This window comes from Pseudomonas sp. GW822-FHT02E03 (genome assembly GCF_058802325.1).
The window spans coordinates 89,305-107,302 of the sequence record NZ_JBXAOA010000013.1 but is presented as its reverse complement, the minus strand read 5'-3'; the positions used below and the strand labels follow the sequence as shown (position 1 = coordinate 107,302).

The window sequence follows — 17,998 nt, the reverse complement described above, 5'->3', positions numbered from 1 at the left end:
CACTATTTTCAGGAGCTGGATATGTCCACCGAACAACTGTTGAAAACCCCGTTGCACGCACTGCACCTCGAACTCGGCGCCCGCATGGTGCCGTTTGCCGGCTACGATATGCCGGTGCAATACCCGTTGGGCGTGATGAAAGAACACCAGCACACCCGTGATCAGGCCGGGTTGTTCGATGTTTCGCACATGGGCCAGATCCGCCTGACCGGTGCCAACGCTGCCAAGGCCCTGGAAACGCTGGTGCCGGTGGACATCATCGATTTGCCGGTGGGCATGCAGCGCTACGCAATGTTCACCAACGAGACCGGCGGCATCCTCGACGACCTGATGGTCGCCAACCTCGGTAATGACGAACTGTTCCTGGTGGTCAACGCGGCCTGCAAGGATCAGGACCTGGCGCACTTGCGCAAGCACATTGGTGAGCAGTGCACGATCGAGCCACTGTTCGAAGAACGCGCATTGCTGGCGTTGCAAGGCCCGGCCGCGGTCACCGTGCTCGCACGCCTGGCGCCTGAAGTTGCGAAGATGACCTTTATGCAGTTCGCCCGCGTGAAGCTGTTGGGCGTGGACTGCTTTGTCAGCCGTTCGGGCTACACCGGTGAAGACGGTTTCGAAATCTCCGTACCGGCCGCCAATGCCGAAGCCCTGGCTCGCGCCCTACTGGCTGAACCGGAAGTGGCGGCCATCGGTCTCGGCGCTCGCGACTCCCTGCGCCTGGAAGCCGGCCTGTGCCTCTACGGCCACGACATGAACACCGAAACCACCCCAATCGAAGCCAGCCTGCTGTGGGCCATTTCCAAGCCTCGTCGTGCCGATGGCGCGCGGGCCGGTGGCTTCCCCGGCGCTGAAACCGTGTTCGGCCAGCAGCAAGCCGGTGTCAGCCGCAAACGCGTTGGCCTGCTGCCGCAGGAGCGTACGCCGGTGCGCGAAGGAGCAGAGATCGTCAACGAAGCCGGCGAAATCATCGGCAGCGTGTGCAGCGGCGGCTTCGGTCCGACCCTCGGCGGTCCTTTGGCCATGGGTTACCTCGACAGCGCTTACATCGCTCTGGATACGCCGGTTTGGGCGATTGTTCGTGGGAAAAGGGTGCCTTTGCTTGTAAGCAAAATGCCATTTGTTCCACAACGCTACTATCGTGGTTGATCGACCGTTTCTATAAGTAACGCGGTTGCGTTAACAGTGCACTAATCTGTAACGCAGCCGCCATAAAACAGTGCGAACGTTTCGTTTATGAACGTTACTTATAACGATCGAAAACAACTGAACAACTCCATCGAATAAGCCGGCGCTAGTGCCATCAACCCGAGGAAACACGGGCCTTCGCAGGGCTTGTTTTTTCTCCCGTAGTTGGCGTAGAGTTTGTTCACTGTGTTTGCATGGGTCGCTTGGAATCGTGACCTGGGCAGTAGCCTACAAGTTAGCTACATCCCGTTCGACGTCTTCTTACTCTCCTGCAACCAGCCCCAGTACTCTTTCACCAGAAGGAGACTGTCATTCATTTTTGCGTCAAAGGAAATAAGAAATGTCCCAACGTCAGAGCGGTACCGTCAAGTGGTTTAACGACGAGAAAGGTTTTGGTTTTATCACTCCAGAAAGCGGTCCGGATCTGTTCGTACATTTCCGCGCTATTCAGGGCAACGGCTTCAAGAGCCTGAAAGAAGGCCAGAAAGTGACTTTCGTTGCTGTGCAAGGCCAGAAAGGCATGCAGGCTGACGAAGTACAAGCAGAAGCCTGATCTTCTGTAGCGAAAAAGCCCCTGATACTGATATCAGGGGCTTTTTTGTGCGCGTAAATCCGTAAAATGGCTTCTTTTTCCGCTCAGAGGCTGCCATGTCGAAACACCTGCTATATCCACAGGGCGACTTCCCCGCCGTCGGCCTGGGTCGTCGCCTGGCAGCGATGTTCTACGACTTCCTGTTATGCACCGCCCTGCTGATCGTCACCAGCGGCGTTTACAAGATGATCCAGATGGCGATCATCGGCGAAGGCCAAATGCGTGCCTTGACCGAAGCCGGTGCACTGGACGGTGATCCACTGCTATCGACGGTGCTGTTGTTCGTGCTGTTCGGTTTCTTTGCCAAGTTCTGGACTTGGTCGGGGCAGACGCTGGGGATGCAGGTGTGGGGCATCCGCGTGCAAAACGCCGACGGCTCATCCATCAGCCTGTGGCAGGCTCTGTTGCGCTTTGTGGTGTCGATCGCGTCCTGGATATGCCTCGGGCTGGGGTTCTTCTGGTCGCTGTTCGACAAGCAGAAACGCAGCTGGCATGACATCTACTCCAATACCCAGCTTGTACGGATTCCAAAGAAGACAAAGTGATTCAGCCATACACAAATCAATGTGGGAGCGGGCTTGCTCGCGAAGAGGGCATATCATTCAACATTGATGTTGTCTGACACACCGATTTCGCGAGCAAGCCCGCTCCCACAGTTTTTGCATCTTGACTGACAGACCTCAGGCGTTGCCGGCCAACTTCATCCGCGCCGCCTGCGTGAAATCAAGCATCCGCTTCAACGGCCGCACCGCCTGCGGAATCAACGCCGGGTCGACGAAGATCTCGTTAGTCCCTTCCTTCAAGCTCTTCAGCGTGCGCTCAAGCGTGTTCATCGCCATCCATGGGCAATGTGCGCAACTACGGCAGGCTGCGCCGTTACCGGCCGTTGGCGCTTCGATGAAGACCTTGTCCGGACACAGCTGCTGCATCTTGTAGAAGATGCCACGGTCGGTGGCGACGATCAGGGTCTTGTTCGGCAGACTTTGCGCCGCAGCGATCAGCTGACTGGTGGAACCCACCGCGTCGGCCAACTCGATTACGGCAGTCGGCGATTCCGGGTGCACCAGGATGGCCGCATCCGGGTACAGCGCCTTCATGTCTTCGAGCTGCTTGGCCTTGAATTCTTCATGGACGATGCAGGCACCGTCCCACAACAGCATGTCGGCACCGGTCTTGCGCTGGATATAAGTGCCCAGGTGCTTGTCTGGTGCCCAGATGATGGTTTCGCCGTTATCCATCAGGCTTTCGACGATTTCCAGCGCGCAGCTGGACGTCACCACCCAGTCCGCACGCGCCTTGACCGCCGCCGAGGTGTTGGCATACACCACCACCGTACGTTCCGGATGCTGATCGCAGAACGCCGAGAACTCGTCCACCGGGCAACCCAGGTCCAGCGAGCAAGTCGCTTCCAGGGTCGGCATCAGTACACGTTTTTCAGGGTTGAGGATTTTCGCGGTTTCGCCCATGAACTTCACACCGGCGACCACCACAGTCTTGGCCGGGTGGGCATTGCCGAAGCGGGCCATCTCCAGAGAGTCGGAGACGCAACCACCGGTTTCTTCGGCCAGGGCCTGAATGACGGGATCGCAATAGAAGTGAGCAACCAGCACCGCGTCCTGAGCCTTGAGCTCGGCAGCGATGGCAGTACGGTAATAAGCCTCTTCCTCGGCCGTCAGCGGCTTGGGCTGCTTGGCATCGAGGTGGGCTTGAACCAGAAGGCGTTCGGAAATCTGCGTCATGTTCGCAAGACCTGCAGGCGCTTTCGCGCGAAAGTCGAGTATACACCCGGCTCCGGACCCTTATGGGTACCGCCGGGAGAGTGAGTATTCATCAGGCATGGACAGCGTTGAAGCTGCGCAAGGCTACAGAATATCCCGTGGATGCAAAAGATGATTCTGACCTGCGTCACCCGGACTGAGCCGACCTCAAATCGCGGGCAAAAAAAAACCCGGAAATCCTCACTTACGTGGGCCTTCCAGATTTTTTAAAATGGTGGGTCGTGTGGGATTCGAACCTACGACCAATTGGTTAAAAGCCAACTGCTCTACCAACTGAGCTAACGACCCGCTGTGTGGTGGCGCGTATAATACTGATTTTTAAGGACTATTCAACACCTAATTTGAAATAAATTAAAAATAAGGTGTTGGGTCAGTCACACCGGCCGCCGCGAAGCCTTCTGCACGCAGGCGGCAGCTGTCGCATTTACCGCAGGCGCGGCCATTATCGTCTGCCTGATAGCAGGAAACGGTCAGCCCGTAATCGACGCCAAGCTTCACGCCCGCTTGAACGATCTGCGCCTTGCTCAGGTTCTGCAGTGGCGCCTGGATACGGAAGCCCTGCCCTTCTACCCCGGCCTTGGTCGCCAGGTTAGCCATGCGCTCGAAGGCTTCGATGAACTCGGGACGGCAATCCGGGTAACCGGAGTAATCCACCGCGTTAACGCCGATAAAGATGTCACGCGCGCCCAGCACTTCGGCCCAGCCCAGCGCCAGGGACAGAAACACGGTGTTGCGCGCCGGCACGTAAGTCACCGGGATACCTTCACCCGGCGTTTCCGGCACGTCGATACTAGTGTCGGTCAACGCCGAGCCGCCGATGCCGTTCAGGTTCAGGCCGATCACCTTGTGCTCGACCACACCCAGGTCGCGGGCGACGCGTGCGGCGGCGTGCAATTCGGCGTGAGACCGCTGACCGTAATCGAAGCTCATGGTGTAGCAGCGGTAGCCTTCAGCGCGGGCCATGGCCACGACTGTCGCGGAGTCGAGGCCGCCGGACAGCAGGATGACCGCACGTTTTTCTGCAGTGTTCATTTGTTCACTCATTTCAGCGCCCCGGCTCGTCATTCCAAAGATATTTATGCAGCTGCAATTGCAGGCGCACAGGCAGATTGTCCGCCACCACCCAGTCCGCCAGATCACGCGCGTTCAGGTCATGGTGACTCGGCGAGAACAGGACTTCGCCGGCACGCTGATCCAGGCCGTACTGAATCAGCTTGGACACGGCCCAGTCGTAGTCTTCCCGCGAGCAGATGACAAACTTTACCTGATCGTTAGGCGTGAGCAGCTCGATGTTCTCGTAGCGGTTGCGGTGTGCTTCTTTCGAACCCGGGGTTTTCAGGTCGACGACGCGACTGACCCGCGGATCGACCGCCGAGATATCCAGCGCGCCACTGGTTTCCAGCGACACTTCGTAGCCGGCATCACACAACTGCTTGAGCAAGGGAATGGCATTCGGTTGCGCCAGGGGCTCGCCGCCCGTGACACAGACATAACGCGGGCGAAAACCGGCCACTTGCTCGAGGATGTCATCGAGCGTGCGAATGGTGCCGCCAGTGAACGCGTAGGCGCTGTCGCAGTATTGGCAACGCAATGGGCAACCGGTCAGGCGCACAAAAACAGTGGGCAGCCCGGCAGTCCGCGTTTCACCCTGCAACGAGTAGAAAACTTCGGTAATTCTCAATGTGTCTTGCATAGTCGCCACGGGCGTAACAGCTAAACAGGCTGTCCGCCTCCGTCAGGCACTTCAAGGAACCTCGCCAACGCGCAGATCCCAAAAAGCGTGTTTCATAAAAAGGGCATGAATTCTAACGAAAAAACCCGCGACAAGCGCGGGTTTCTTCTAAACGCATCAAGCAAGCTTACATGCGCTGCAAATCGCGTTGAGCCAACTGGGCGGCGGAAGTGCCCGGATACTGGGACACAACCTGCTGCAGAATGCCTTTGACCCGGTCGGTATGACCGAGGCGGCGCTCTACATCAGCGAGCTTGTACAGCGAGTCAGGCACTTTGGGGTGCTTGGGGTACAGCTGCGAAACCTTGGCAAATGCCTGACCTGCGCCTTGCAGATCGCCTTTGGCCAGGTTCACTTCACCCAACCAGTACTGGGCGTTGCCCGCGTACTGGCTGTTCGGGTATTTGCGCAGGAATGCGGCGAAAGCCTGGCTGGCCTTGTCGAAATCCTTGGCTTTGATCAGGTCGAAGGCTGCATCGTAATACAGCTTCTCCTTCGCCGGATCAGCCGGTTCGCCACCCGCGGCAGGCGCTTGAGCGGCTGCCGCTCCCGCATCTGCGCCGGCTGCTGCACCGGGGGCATTCAAGTTGCCACCGGTGGAAGAATTATCAGGAGTCGCGGCTGGTGCAACGCCGGTTCCTATGCGCCGATCAAGATCCTGATATCGCTCCAGGTTCTCTTGCTTCATGCGCGCTACATCATTTTGCAGAACTTCGATCACACCCTGTTGGCGTGAGATCTGCTCCTGCATCGATTGCAGTTGGTTGAACAGCTCGCCCTGTGCCGAGACAGGGGCCGAAACCCCTCCCCCGGCATAGGCGCCGTTCGTACCGTAACCCGCAGGCGGATAACTACTCCCGCTATTGTTATAGCCGGAGTTGTCCTCGACCACAGGAACCGCAGCCCACACCGCGAGCGGTGCGAGGCTGAGAGCCAAAACAGTTACAGCACGACGGCACGTTCGCATGACGAATTACTTACGCAGTTCGACGCGACGGTTTTGAGCCCAGGACTGCTCGTCGTTGCCGGTAGCAACTGGACGCTCTTCGCCGTAGGAAACCAGTTCCAGCTGAGCTGGGGAAACACCTTGCAGTACCAGGTAACGCTGAACGGCTTTCGCACGACGCTCGCCCAGTGCCATGTTGTACTCACGAGTACCACGTTCGTCGGTGTTGCCTTCCAGAACAACGCGAGCGCCGTTTGCTTTCAGGTCTTTGGCGTGAACGTCCAGAGCGCGCATGGCTTCTGGCTTCAGGTCCGAGCTGTCGTATTCGAAGTAGAAGGTGGTGATTGCGCGCAGAGCAGCTTCTTCGCTCAGGGAGCCGTCAACAGCACCAGTGTTAGCGCCGTAACCAGCGTTTGGATCAACAGCGCCTTCACCGGCGTTGTCGCCGCCTTTGGACGAGCAACCTACAGCTACAGCCATGGCCAGAGCCAGCGCAGCAAATTTACCAAACTTCAGCATTTCCATCGTGAAACTCCTAATGAACCCCAGTGTGTTAAGTACAACGTGTAGCGCCGCGTCAGTTCAGGTAAGGGGACCAGGACGGTTCTCTGACTTCGCCTTGTGCGGTAGGAAGCGGGAGCCTCACGCGTCCATTAATGGACACGAGCATCAAGACTCCCCGGCCCTGCTGGCGGGTGGCGTAGATTACCATGGTGCCGTTGGGCGCAACAGTAGGCGACTCGTCCAGAGTGCTATCAGTGAGGATCTTTACACTACCGCGCTGCAAATCCTGGGCCGCCACCTTGAAATTGGTGAAGCCTTCCTGACGATGGATCATCACCAGGGTCTTTTCATCGGCCGACAGTTTAGGGTTGGCGTTGTAGTTACCGATGAAGGTCACACGCTCCGCACCACCACCGCCTGCGCTGGTTTTGTAGATCTGTGGCTTGCCGCCACGGTCGGAGGTGAAGTAGATGGTCGAACCATCCTTACCCCAGAACGGTTCGGTGTTGATGCCCTGACCGTTGGTGACGCGACTGATCTGACGCGAACCCAGGTTCATCACATAGATGTCCGGGTTACCGTCTTTCGACAGTACGAATGCCAGACGCTGACCATCCGGCGACCAGGCTGGCGCACCATTCAGGCCTTCGAAGTTGGTGATCTGCTCACGGCGACCGGTGTCGATATTCTGCATGAAAATGCGCGGACGCTTCTGCTCGAACGACACGTAGGCAATACGCTTGCCATCCGGTGCAAAACGCGGCGACAGGATCGGCTCGCGCGATTGCAGCAGTGTCACGGCACGGGCACCGTCATAGTCCGAACGTTGCAACGTGTAGCGAGTGTTCTTCTCGGAGAACCGCTCGGCCGTCACGTACAGCAGACGAGTCGAGAACGCACCTTTGATACCGGTGAGTTTCTCGAACGACTGGTCGGAGATGTAATGCGCCATGTCACGCAGTTGATCGACGCTGCCCGACACGCTGCCGGTCAGCACTTGCTGCTCGGTGGCGACGTTGAACAGTGCGTATTGAACCTGCAGGCGACCGCCCGCTGGAACGATACTGCCAACCATAATGTACTGGGCGCCAACAGCCTTCCAGTCACGGAAAATGATTTCGCTGGCCTGGCTTGGCTGGCTGATCATGTTCTGCTTTGGAATCGGTGCGTAGTAACCCGAGTTACGCAGGTCGTTACCGATGATTTCGGCCATGTCATCCGGCAGCACGGTGCCACCCTGGAAACCGAATGGCACTACGGCAATTGGAGTTGCCTGGGAGCTACCACTGCTGACCAGGATATTTTTTTCATCTGCCGTGGCCAGTCCTGCAAAGCAGAACATGACTACAAGCAGTCCTCGAAGAAGGTTTCTCACAAGGCTAGATCCTCAGGTGTGAATGTCATCTTGAATGAACGATAGGGTGCGAAATCAGCTGGCTTCAGCCCCTGCATTTCGGTCAATCGACCAATATTTTTTACTGCCGCTACCGCTGAACTGTCGAACGGCACATCACCACTGGAACGGGCAACCGATACGCCGGAGATCGTTCCGTCAGGCAGCATGTTGATTTGCAGGATCACTTTCATGCCCTTGCGGGCCGACGGTGGCTGCGCCCAACCTTCAGAAGCACGCGAGCGAATCAGGTCATCGAAGTTGCCGGCGACTTCGTCACCCTGCTCATCGGCCAAGGCCTGCTGACGCTGCGGCGTGTCGGAAAGCAAATCTGCCAGGGCCTGAGCCTTTTTCTCATCGACGGATTTACGTGCCGCTTCCTGCGATTTTTTCTTCGCGGCATCGGCAGCAGCTTTCTTCTTCGCGTCTTCGGCGACTTTCTTCTTCGCCTCTTCAGCTTCAGATTTCTTCTTGGCGTCTTCGGCGGCTTTCTTCTTCGCGTCTTCGACGATCTTTTTCTTCGCTTCTTCAGCGGCCGCTTTCTTGGCCTCTTCTTCAGCAGCTTTCTTGGCTTCTTCTTCAGATTTCTTCTTGGCTATATCAGCCAATTGTTTCTCTTCGGCCTTTTTGGCTTCGGCGGTCTTCTTGGCTTCATCGGCTTTCTTGGCTTCATCAGCCTTTTTTGCCTCTTCCGCTTTCTTCGTCTCGTCGGCCTTCTTGGATTCTTCGGCTTTTTGAGCCGCATCTTCCTTCTTTTGTTCCGCGGCCTTGATCGCTTCCTGTTCGATCTTTTTCTGTTCCATCTGTTCGACTTCGGTCTGGCGCGCAGCAGATTTCTGCGCTTCACCCGCAATCTTCTGATTGGTCTGGGTGGTCGCCCGACTTTTCGATTTCAACTGGTACAGGGTCGCCTGGACGATCGGCTTGGCCGGCGGCAGCTCCGGTGTGAAGGCAAAACTGACGAACAGCATGCCGAACACCAGCACGTGCAAGACAATCGCCCAGACACTAGGCCAGAAGTAGCTTTCCGAGGCGGACGGCTCTCGCATTTGCTGCATCAGGGTGCCTCGGTAATCAAGCCAACATTACCGACCCCGGCTTTCTGCAACCCGCCCATCGCGCCCATGACGGAGCCGTAATCGACAGTCTTGTCGCCGCGAATGAATACCTGGGTACGCTTGCCGCCTTCAGTACCGGCGCGAATGATCTTGGTCACCGCGTCAGTCATTTGCGGCAAGGTCATGGCCTTGTCCTGCTGCTTATCGGTGTCGACTTCGCTGCCAAGGTTCCAGTAGTAGGTCTTGTCAGACTTGATCGAAATGGTCAGGACTTGAGTGTTGTTGTCCTGCGGCAAGGCTTCGCTGGAAACCTTGGGCAGATCAACTTTCACGCCCTGATTGAGCATCGGAGCGGTCACCATGAAGATGACCAGCAGCACCAGCATCACGTCGATGTAAGGCACCACGTTCATCTCGGCAACCGGCTTGCGCTTTTTGCGAGCTCGAGCGATTAAAGCCATTGGAAATTACCTGCTTATTCTTCGCTGGTGTGCACTTTGCGGTGCAGGATCGCCTGGAATTCATCGGCGAAGGTGTAGTAACGGCCCAGCAGGGTTTCGCTGCGAGCAGCAAAACGGTTGTAGGCGATTACGGCCGGGATGGCGGCGAACAAGCCAATCGCGGTAGCAATCAGTGCTTCGGCGATACCCGGAGCCACGGTGGCCAGGGTCGCTTGCTGGGCAGTGGCCAGGCCACGGAAGGAGTTCATGATGCCCCAGACCGTACCGAACAGACCGATGTACGGGCTGACGGAACCGACGGTGGCGAGAAACGGCAGGCTCTGCTCGAGTTTTTCTTCCTCGCGGGAGATGGCCACGCGCATGGCACGGGCCACGCCTTCCATGACCGCTTCCGGGTCAACGCCTGACTGCTGACGCAGACGGGAGAATTCCTTGAAACCGGCACGGAAGATTTGCTCCACACCCGAATCCGGATCAGGGTTGCTACCGGCCTGACGGTAGAGTTTGGACAGGTCGATACCGGACCAGAAGCGCTCTTCAAAGCTCTCCAGGGCACGTCGACCGGCGCGCAGCAAGTTGCTGCGCTGAAAGATCATGATCCATGAGGTCACCGATGCGGCTACCAGGATCAGCATTACCAGTTGCACCACGATACTGGCATTGCTGACCAGGCTCCACATGGAGGAATGGTCGACGACGTTAGCTTCCACGCTTTATCTCCTGCTTTGAGTGTGTACCCGCGCCGCTCACGTCGGCAAAGGCCGCACGTAGAGTTTCGGGAATGGCCCGGGGTTTCAAACTGTTGGTGCGCACACAGGCCACCAGAAACTGCCCTTCGCAGAGCAGCACATTATCCGTAGCCCGCCTGACCTGCTGTTTGAAGCGCAGGCTGACCCGGTTCAATTCAATTACTTCAGCGCTTACCAGCAGTTCGTCGTCCAGTCGCGCCGGCGCGTGGTAACGCGCTTCGCTGGAATGCACGACAAACAACAGGTCCTCCCCTGCCAGCGCCGACTGGGCAAAGCCCAGCTCCCGGAGCCGCTCGGTTCGAGCCCGTTCCATAAACTTGAGGTAATTGACGTAATACACGATGCCGCCCGCATCGGTGTCCTCGTAATAAACGCGACAACGATGTGCGAACGGCTCAAGCCCGTTTTGCGCGCGCATACTCTAGTGCTTACTCCTCAGGTTGCCAATCCGGCCAGGCAACTGTTTTTCATTGATTCGCGGCTTTCTGGTGAAAGTACGGTCCTGGGACCGCACAAACCCCGAATAAATCAGCGCGCAAAGGTTACTAATCGTCCACGGCATCGAGGAACTCGTCTACCACGGGCATCTCGCCTAATCGTGACGGGATGTTTAAACCGAAGTGCAGGTACGCATGTCGAGTGACCACCCGCCCCCGCGGAGTGCGCATGATATAGCCCTGCTGGATCAAATACGGCTCCAGCACGTCTTCAATGGTGTGACGCTCTTCGCTGATCGCCGCCGCCAGACTGTCCACCCCCACCGGCCCACCGTCGAACTTCTCGATCATGGTCAACAGCAGGCGTCGATCCTGGTGATCGAAGCCACGCTCGTCGACATCCAGCAGGTTCAGCGCCAGGTCGGCGATCGGCTTGGTGATGTGGCCTTTGGCGCGAACCTCGGCGAAATCCCTCACTCGGCGCAGCAAGCGGTTGGCGATCCGCGGCGTGCCACGGGCACGGCGGGCGATTTCGAAGGCGCCTTCCGGGTCCAGCGGCAAACCGAGAATGTTCGCCGAACGGCTGACAATCGTTGCCAGGTCGGCGGTGTTGTAGAACTCCAGACGCTGAACGATCCCGAAACGGTCGCGCAACGGGTTGGTCAGCATGCCGGCCCGGGTGGTTGCGCCGACCAGGGTGAACGGCGGCAGATCGAGTTTGATCGAGCGCGCGGCCGGCCCTTCGCCGATCATGATGTCGAGCTGGAAATCTTCCATGGCCGGGTACAGGACTTCTTCGACGATCGGCGACAACCGATGGATCTCGTCGATGAACAGCACGTCATGAGGCTCAAGGTTGGTCAGCAACGCCGCCAGATCACCCGGACGCTCGAGGACCGGCCCCGAGGTGCTTTTGATCGACACACCCATTTCCTGGGCAATGATGTTGGCCAGGGTGGTTTTACCCAGACCCGGAGGGCCGAAAATCAGGGTGTGATCCAGGGATTCATTGCGCCCACGCGCGGCCTGGATGAACAACTCCATTTGCTCGCGAACAGTCGGCTGGCCAATGTATTCGGCCAGGCTGACGGGACGAATCGCCCGGTCCTGGACTTCCTCGCGGTCACGGGGACCACCCGTGGCGGCGATCAGACGATCAGCTTCAATCACTTAGATCATTCCCTTCAGGGCACGACGAATCATGTCTTCACTGCTCAAGCCTTTCTCCTTGATCGCGGAAATCGCCTTGCTGGCCTCCTGCGGCTTGTAGCCCAGGGAAATCAGCGCGCTGACCGCGTCATTTTCGGCGGTGGCGACCGGAGCTGGCGCATCTGGCCCACCCGGCTGGTTTGGCACCAACGCGAACATCGCTGGCACGGTTTCCCACGCCTTGAAGCGATCCTTGAGTTCCACCAGCAAACGCTCGGCCGTTTTCTTGCCCACGCCCGGCACCTTGGTCAGGGCCGAAGTGTCCTGGGACTGCACGCAACGAACCAGCTCGTCGACCTCCAGGCTCGACATCAAGGCCAGCGCCAGTTTCGGCCCCACACCATTGAGACGGATCAGCTCGCGAAAAAAGTCTCGCTCGCGCTTGCCAAAGAAGCCATAGAGTAACTGCGCGTCTTCGCGTACGACCAAATGGGTATGCAAGGTCAGCGGTTCACCGACCGACGGCAAGCGATAAAGCGTGGTCATGGGGACTTCCAGCTCATACCCCAGACCGTTTACATCCAGAATCAGGTGCGGCGGCTGTTTCTCAGCCAAAGTGCCGCGCAAGCGTCCAATCACGTTTCAGATCCTTGAGCCTTGGCCAGATCAGTGCTGGCGACTGAAAGAACAAAGGTTTTGCGCCGACAACACAGGCGCAAAACCCTCATTCCATAAAAAATGATTGCTGATGCTATCAGAGACGCAGGCGCCCGCCACGACTGCGTGCTGTGCCCAGACCATGGGGCAACAGGCTGGAACGGGTGTGAGCGTGGCAAATCGCGATGGCCAGGGCATCCGAAGCATCGATTTGCGGCTTGCTGGTCAATTTCAGCATGTGCATGACCATCATTTGCACTTGTTCCTTGTTCGCCCCGCCGGTGCCGGTCACCGCTTGTTTGACCTGGGTCGCGGTGTATTCGGCGATTTCCAGGCTTTCCTCGGCACCGGCCACGATGGCAGCGCCGCGGGCCTGACCGAGCTTGAGGGCGGAGTCGGCATTGCGCGCCATGAAGACCTTTTCGATGCCCATGGTCACCGGACCGTAGGTCTGGATCACTTCACGTACGCCCCGATAGACGATTTGCAGGCGCTCGTGCAACTCGCCGGAGCCCGTGCGAATGCACCCCGATGCCACGTACACGCAGCCACGCCCGGTATCACGTACCACGCCATAACCGGTGATACGCGAACCGGGGTCGATACCAAGAATTAAAGTCATAACGCCTGCGGGTTAGGTAAGAGCACGATATTCAATACAGCGAATAACAAATGTGGGAGCTGGCTTGCCTGCGATGGCGTAGGCACATCAAACAATGATGTAGCCTGACACGCCGCCATCGCAGGCAAGCCAGCTCCCACACTGAATCTTAGTCGCCCTTATCCGAGCTGTGCGGCGACCGACTCTGGGATATCCGCGTTGGAGTACACGTTTTGCACGTCATCCAGGTCTTCGAGCATATCGATCAGCTTCAGAACCTTCTCGGCGCCTTCCAGGTCCAGTTCGGCACTGGTGGTCGGCAGCATGACGATTTCCGCGTCATCGCCCTTGAAGCCTGCAGCCTCCAAAGCGTTGCGAACGGAATAGAAGCCGGCGAACGAGGTGAACACGTCGATTGAACCGTCTTCGTGGGTCACCACATCATCGGCGTCAGCCTCCATGGCCGCTTCCATCAGCGCATCCTCATCCACGCCTGGCGCGAAGGAAATCTGCCCCTTGCGCTCGAACAGGTAGGCCACCGAACCGTCGGTGCCGAGGTTGCCGCCGCACTTGCTGAACGCATGGCGAACAGCCGCTGCAGTACGGTTGCGGTTGTCGGTCATGCATTCGACCATCACCGCTACACCGCCCGGACCGTAACCTTCGTAGGTCAGCTCGACCATGTCGTCGGTATCGGCGGCGCCAGCGCCGCGGGCCACTGCGCGATCGATGATGTCGCGGCTCATGTTCGCACCCAGCGCTTTATCCAGCGCCAGACGCAAGCGCGGGTTGGAGCCTGGATCACCGCCGCCCTGACGAGCAGCAACCGTCAGTTCACGAATCCACTTGGTGAAAATCTTGCCCTTCTTGGCATCCTGACGTTCTTTGCGGTGCTTGATGTTCGCCCACTTGGAATGACCCGCCATAACTCGCTCCGAATTATCTTTGAAACATTGCCCGCCACGCCATGATGCGCCAGCCAGCAAATAAAAATCTCGACCGTTCTATAAAGAAAGGGCGCATCCGAAGATGCGCCCTTCTGGTCAGCCTTACTCAGCTTTCGGCGTTTCGCGCAGACGAATGTGCAGTTCGCGCAATGCCTTGGCATCCACCAGCCCCGGTGCCTGAGTCATAACGCAGGCAGCACTCTGGGTTTTCGGGAAGGCGATTACTTCACGGATCGACTGGGCGCCGGTCATCAGCATCACCAGACGGTCCAGACCGAAGGCCAGACCACCGTGCGGCGGCGCGCCGTATTTCAGGGCGTCGAGCAGGAAGCCGAACTTCTCTTCCTGTTCCGCTTCGCTGATACCCAGCAGACGGAACACCGACTGTTGCATTTCCTTGCGGTGGATACGGATCGAACCGCCACCCAGTTCGGTGCCGTTCAGGACCATGTCGTAGGCACGGGACAGCGCGGTTGCCGGGTTGGCTTCCAGTTCTTGCGGCGTGCACTTCGGCGCGGTGAACGGGTGGTGCAACGCGGTGAAGCTGCCGTCGTCGTTCTCTTCGAACATCGGGAAGTCGACAACCCACATCGGTGCCCACTCGCAGGTCAGCAGGTTCAGATCGTGACCAACCTTGATCCGCAGCGCGCCCAAGGCTTCGCTGACGATCTTCGATTTATCAGCGCCGAAGAACACGATATCGCCATCAACTGCACCGACGCGATCGAGGATCACGTTCAGGTTAGCCTCAGGGATGTTCTTGACGATTGGCGATTGCAGACCTTCAACGCCTTTGGCGCGCTCGTTGACCTTGATGTACGCCAGGCCCTTGGCACCGTAGATGCCGACGAACTTGGTGTAGTCGTCGATCTTGCTGCGCGGCATGCTTGCCGCGCCTGGAACGCGCAGAGCGGCAACGCGGCATTTCGGGTCGTTGGCAGGGCCGCTGAACACCTTGAAGTCGACTTCTTTCAGTTGATCGGCAACGTCAACCAGTTCCAGCGGGTTACGCAGGTCCGGCTTGTCGGAACCGTAACGACGCATGGCCTCTTCGAAGGTCATGTGCGGGAAGTCGCCGAACTCCAGGTCCAGCACTTCCTTGAACAGGTTGCGGATCATTTGTTCGGTGATGCCCATGATCTCTTTTTCATCGAGGAAGCTGGTCTCGATGTCGATCTGGGTGAATTCAGGCTGACGGTCGGCGCGCAGATCTTCGTCGCGGAAGCACTTGGCGATCTGGTAGTAACGGTCGAAGCCGGCGACCATCAGCAGCTGCTTGAACAGCTGTGGCGATTGCGGCAAGGCGAAGAAGCTACCGGCGTGAGTACGGCTCGGCACCAGGTAGTCGCGAGCGCCTTCTGGCGTGGCGCGGGTCAGAATCGGCGTCTCGACATCGAGGAAGCCGTTCTCGTCCAGGAAGCGACGGATGCTGGTGGTCATACGCGAACGCAGACGCAGCTTCTCGAGCATTTCCGGGCGACGCAGGTCGAGGAAGCGATAACGCAGGCGGGTTTCTTCACCGACGTCGGAGAACTCGTTCAGCGGGAACGGCGGGGTTTCCGCTTCGTTCAATACTTCCAGCTCGTAGCCCAGCACTTCGATCATGCCCGACGCCATGTTGGCGTTGGTGGCACCGGCCGGACGCAGGCGCACCTTGCCGGTGATCTTGACCACGTATTCGCTGCGCACGCGATCGGCGGCGGCGAAGGATTCAGCGCGGTCCGGGTCGAACACCACCTGGGCCAGACCGTCACGATCACGGATATCGAGGAAAATCACCCCACCGTGGTCACGACGACGGTGGACCCATCCGCAAAGGGTAATTTCCTGGCCTTCCAGGCTTTCGTTCAGTTGGCCGCAATAATGGCTGCGCATCATGGTAGTGGTTTCGCTTCTCGTAATTCGAAATTCGGTTGGAGGTCTTGCCGCACCCCCACACTTGAATAAGGTGCCAGATGATGCAAGAGCTCGCGCGTGTCATTCAGCCCGGGCGCTAGACCCTAGTCAGCTTTGTCGCCACCGGCCAGATTTTTCTTGGAACCGGTCTTGAAGTCGGTTTCGTACCAGCCGGTGCCGCTGAGGCGGAAGCCCGGCATGGACAGCATCTTTTTAAGCTCTGGCGCCTGGCAGGCAGGGCAGTCGACCAGCGGTGCTGCGCTGATCTTTTGAATGGCTTCCAACTGATGACCACAGGAAGCACATTGATAGTCGTACATCGGCATGGGGGTTGTCTCGGCGATCAGATTGCTACCGCGCATGCTGGGCTTTGCGGCAAAGGGCGGGATTATATCCATTAAATGCAGCCTGTGCAGCCGTAAGACTACACAGACCGACACTCGACCCGATCAACCGCCATCGTCAGGCCATGACCGGGCAACCTCCTTCCTTCAGGCTGTGCACGACGCAGACAACCCGCACCAGCCCGGTGAAGTTCTTTACCCCGCCGTGACGCAGATGCACTTCGCGATCCACGTGGGACAACAGCGCACTGACCGAGCAGCAATTGACCTTGGCCATATCACCCAAAATATCCCAATAAACCTGCTCCAGCCGCAAACAGGTCGCAAAGCCATTCAAGCGCACTGACCGGGATGATGGCTGGGCCAGGCCCATATCGAATTCGCTGACAAATGAATCAATCCTTACATCCTTGAGTGGACCGACCCTCCCCTCGCTTCGCCTGTCTTGATAAACCATAGCGTTGACACTCCTTTGCCATCCTTGCTGCTTATAAGAGTCATATTCCGTTTCCTTATAAAAGCGCAGGCGCACAGGCATATCCAGATGACTTTATGACCATCAACGTAGGATAAGCCAACAACGGAGGGGAGATCATGGAGCACGTCCTAGGCCGGACGTTTTCCCACAAGTACTGACGCAACATCACTCAATGAAGAGGCAAAAGATCCGAGGAACACTGCGCGCGAACAACGATCAGCAAGCGTCACTCGCACACCGGCCAGTGGAAAGCACCGCTGGACCGCCTGATTTGAGTAGCTGCGGGCTTTGCTGTTAAATAGGCAGTGTGTCGCTACCGCCTATTTTCCGGGGGCTGCGCATAGGCTGATAGCGGGAACGTGTCCAACGCCTCTTATTGTTCCGAAGCGAACCGTGCTCCATCAGCTCTTCCTTGTGATCCGTCTTAACGTGAGTTAATCAAAATGTTGAAAATCGTCCACCTGCTAATGGGCGCAGCAGCCTTGCTGCTGTCCTTCATCCCTAGCCTGCGATCCGAAGCGCTACCTTACCTGCAACAACCCGATGCGCTGTACCTGGCCTTTTTCGGCCTGCTCAACCTCACCCTTGCACCTGTTATCCCTTACTGGAACAAAGGCCCACGTCATCAACTGCAAAACCTGGTCAGCGCCTTGCTGGTTCTGGCTGTCGTATTGCAAACACTGACATTGTTCGCCCCGATGCCTGTCATCGCCGGTCAACCTGCCGTTCTGTTCAGTCTGGTCGTTGCCCTGATCGCCATTCTTTTGCACCTGGCCGTCAGCTTCTACAAATCTTCACCGGCCGCCGCCTCGCCAAGCTATGACATGAGCAACCGCGATACTGGCACCGTTAAATGGTTCAACACCTCCAAAGGCTTCGGCTTTATTTCCCGTGATTCCGGCGATGATATTTTCGTGCACTTCCGGGCAATTCGCGGTGAAGGCCACCGTGTTCTGGTCGAAGGCCAGCGCGTGGAGTTCTCTGTGATGAACCGTGACAAAGGCCTGCAAGCCGAAGATGTGATCGCCGCCCTGCCGCGTCGCTGATTCCAAGGCTAAAAAAAACCGCGAACGGCCCAGGCTGTTCGCGGT

Annotated in this window: 21 protein-coding genes and 1 tRNA gene; 4 read left to right on the top strand and 18 right to left on the bottom strand. The window is 57.9% G+C overall.

The window, feature by feature from the left end; all coding sequences use genetic code 11:
* The first annotated feature begins 21 nt into the window (after positions 1-21).
* The 3 genes from gcvT to AC1RQB_RS12635 all read left to right on the top strand — a co-directional run bounded on the left by gcvT (position 22) and on the right by AC1RQB_RS12635 (position 2,322).
* Positions 22-1,146, top strand: coding sequence for a glycine cleavage system aminomethyltransferase GcvT (gcvT, locus tag AC1RQB_RS12645; RefSeq protein ID WP_063341312.1), 1,125 nt, complete (start codon positions 22-24; stop codon positions 1,144-1,146).
* 379 nt (positions 1,147-1,525) lie between these two features.
* Entirely contained in the window at positions 1,526-1,738 is a 213-nt protein-coding gene (locus AC1RQB_RS12640) for a cold-shock protein (RefSeq protein ID WP_003175786.1), read from the top strand.
* A 95-nt stretch (positions 1,739-1,833) separates the two neighbouring features.
* On the top strand, positions 1,834-2,322 hold the full coding sequence (locus AC1RQB_RS12635) for an RDD family protein (protein ID WP_063341313.1): 489 nt from the start codon (positions 1,834-1,836) through the stop codon (positions 2,320-2,322).
* A gap of 135 nt (positions 2,323-2,457) precedes the next feature.
* Here the strand turns inward: AC1RQB_RS12635 and nadA are convergent, their stop codons facing one another.
* The 18 genes from nadA to AC1RQB_RS12545 form a co-directional block, all read right to left on the bottom strand.
* Positions 2,458-3,516 carry a quinolinate synthase NadA gene (gene nadA / locus AC1RQB_RS12630; protein ID WP_063341314.1) on the bottom strand — a complete coding sequence of 353 codons (1,059 nt, stop codon included), beginning with the start codon at positions 3,514-3,516 and terminating at the stop codon, positions 2,458-2,460.
* Positions 3,517-3,767: 251 nt separating this feature from the next.
* Positions 3,768-3,843: transfer RNA gene (locus AC1RQB_RS12625), tRNA-Lys, on the bottom strand.
* Between the two features lie 63 nt (positions 3,844-3,906).
* Entirely contained in the window at positions 3,907-4,599 is a 693-nt protein-coding gene (queC, locus tag AC1RQB_RS12620) for a 7-cyano-7-deazaguanine synthase QueC (RefSeq protein ID WP_063341315.1), read from the bottom strand.
* A gap of 1 nt (position 4,600) precedes the next feature.
* Positions 4,601-5,248, bottom strand: coding sequence for a 7-carboxy-7-deazaguanine synthase QueE (gene queE, locus AC1RQB_RS12615; RefSeq protein ID WP_008072914.1), 648 nt, complete (start codon positions 5,246-5,248; stop codon positions 4,601-4,603).
* Between the two features lie 166 nt (positions 5,249-5,414).
* Entirely contained in the window at positions 5,415-6,254 is an 840-nt protein-coding gene (gene ybgF, locus AC1RQB_RS12610) for a tol-pal system protein YbgF (RefSeq protein ID WP_063341316.1), read from the bottom strand.
* Between the two features lie 6 nt (positions 6,255-6,260).
* Positions 6,261-6,758 (bottom strand): peptidoglycan-associated lipoprotein Pal, encoded by a 498-nt coding sequence (gene pal / locus AC1RQB_RS12605; protein WP_003178634.1) that lies wholly within the window; start codon positions 6,756-6,758, stop codon positions 6,261-6,263.
* Between the two features lie 52 nt (positions 6,759-6,810).
* A complete protein-coding gene (gene tolB, locus AC1RQB_RS12600; protein ID WP_008072425.1) occupies positions 6,811-8,079 on the bottom strand; it encodes a Tol-Pal system beta propeller repeat protein TolB in 1,269 nt (422 codons plus the stop codon).
* 29 nt (positions 8,080-8,108) lie between these two features.
* On the bottom strand, positions 8,109-9,188 hold the full coding sequence (gene tolA / locus AC1RQB_RS12595) for a cell envelope integrity protein TolA (RefSeq protein WP_008072426.1): 1,080 nt from the start codon (positions 9,186-9,188) through the stop codon (positions 8,109-8,111).
* The gene (gene tolR / locus AC1RQB_RS12590) at positions 9,188-9,640 is read right to left on the bottom strand and encodes a protein TolR (RefSeq protein WP_162130599.1); all 453 of its coding nucleotides are present in this window, start codon (positions 9,638-9,640) and stop codon (positions 9,188-9,190) included. Before tolR ends, tolA begins: the two co-directional genes overlap by 1 nt.
* Before the next feature lie 23 nt (positions 9,641-9,663).
* Positions 9,664-10,359, bottom strand: coding sequence for a protein TolQ (gene tolQ, locus AC1RQB_RS12585; RefSeq protein WP_007897030.1), 696 nt, complete (start codon positions 10,357-10,359; stop codon positions 9,664-9,666).
* Positions 10,349-10,816, bottom strand: a complete 468-nt coding sequence (gene ybgC / locus AC1RQB_RS12580; protein WP_063341317.1) for a tol-pal system-associated acyl-CoA thioesterase — start codon at positions 10,814-10,816, stop codon at positions 10,349-10,351. Before ybgC ends, tolQ begins: the two co-directional genes overlap by 11 nt.
* 127 nt (positions 10,817-10,943) lie before the next feature.
* Positions 10,944-12,005, bottom strand: a complete 1,062-nt coding sequence (ruvB, locus tag AC1RQB_RS12575; protein WP_008006678.1) for a Holliday junction branch migration DNA helicase RuvB — start codon at positions 12,003-12,005, stop codon at positions 10,944-10,946.
* Complete coding sequence (gene ruvA, locus AC1RQB_RS12570) at positions 12,006-12,623, bottom strand: Holliday junction branch migration protein RuvA (RefSeq protein WP_007897033.1); 618 nt, start codon at positions 12,621-12,623, stop codon at positions 12,006-12,008.
* Between the two features lie 115 nt (positions 12,624-12,738).
* A complete protein-coding gene (gene ruvC, locus AC1RQB_RS12565; protein WP_007897036.1) occupies positions 12,739-13,263 on the bottom strand; it encodes a crossover junction endodeoxyribonuclease RuvC in 525 nt (174 codons plus the stop codon).
* A gap of 158 nt (positions 13,264-13,421) precedes the next feature.
* Positions 13,422-14,168 (bottom strand): YebC/PmpR family DNA-binding transcriptional regulator, encoded by a 747-nt coding sequence (locus AC1RQB_RS12560; protein ID WP_008072427.1) that lies wholly within the window; start codon positions 14,166-14,168, stop codon positions 13,422-13,424.
* A gap of 123 nt (positions 14,169-14,291) precedes the next feature.
* Entirely contained in the window at positions 14,292-16,067 is a 1,776-nt protein-coding gene (gene aspS, locus AC1RQB_RS12555; RefSeq protein ID WP_008072428.1) for an aspartate--tRNA ligase, read from the bottom strand.
* 122 nt (positions 16,068-16,189) lie between these two features.
* A complete protein-coding gene (locus AC1RQB_RS12550) occupies positions 16,190-16,411 on the bottom strand; it encodes an FmdB family zinc ribbon protein (protein ID WP_010457489.1) in 222 nt (73 codons plus the stop codon).
* A gap of 136 nt (positions 16,412-16,547) precedes the next feature.
* A complete protein-coding gene (locus AC1RQB_RS12545; protein ID WP_063341318.1) occupies positions 16,548-16,886 on the bottom strand; it encodes a ribbon-helix-helix domain-containing protein in 339 nt (112 codons plus the stop codon).
* Positions 16,887-17,350: 464 nt separating this feature from the next.
* Here AC1RQB_RS12545 and AC1RQB_RS12540 point away from each other — a divergent pair, with 464 nt between their 5' ends.
* Positions 17,351-17,953 (top strand): cold-shock protein, encoded by a 603-nt coding sequence (locus AC1RQB_RS12540; RefSeq protein WP_007897045.1) that lies wholly within the window; start codon positions 17,351-17,353, stop codon positions 17,951-17,953.
* Positions 17,954-17,998: the final 45 nt, after the last annotated feature.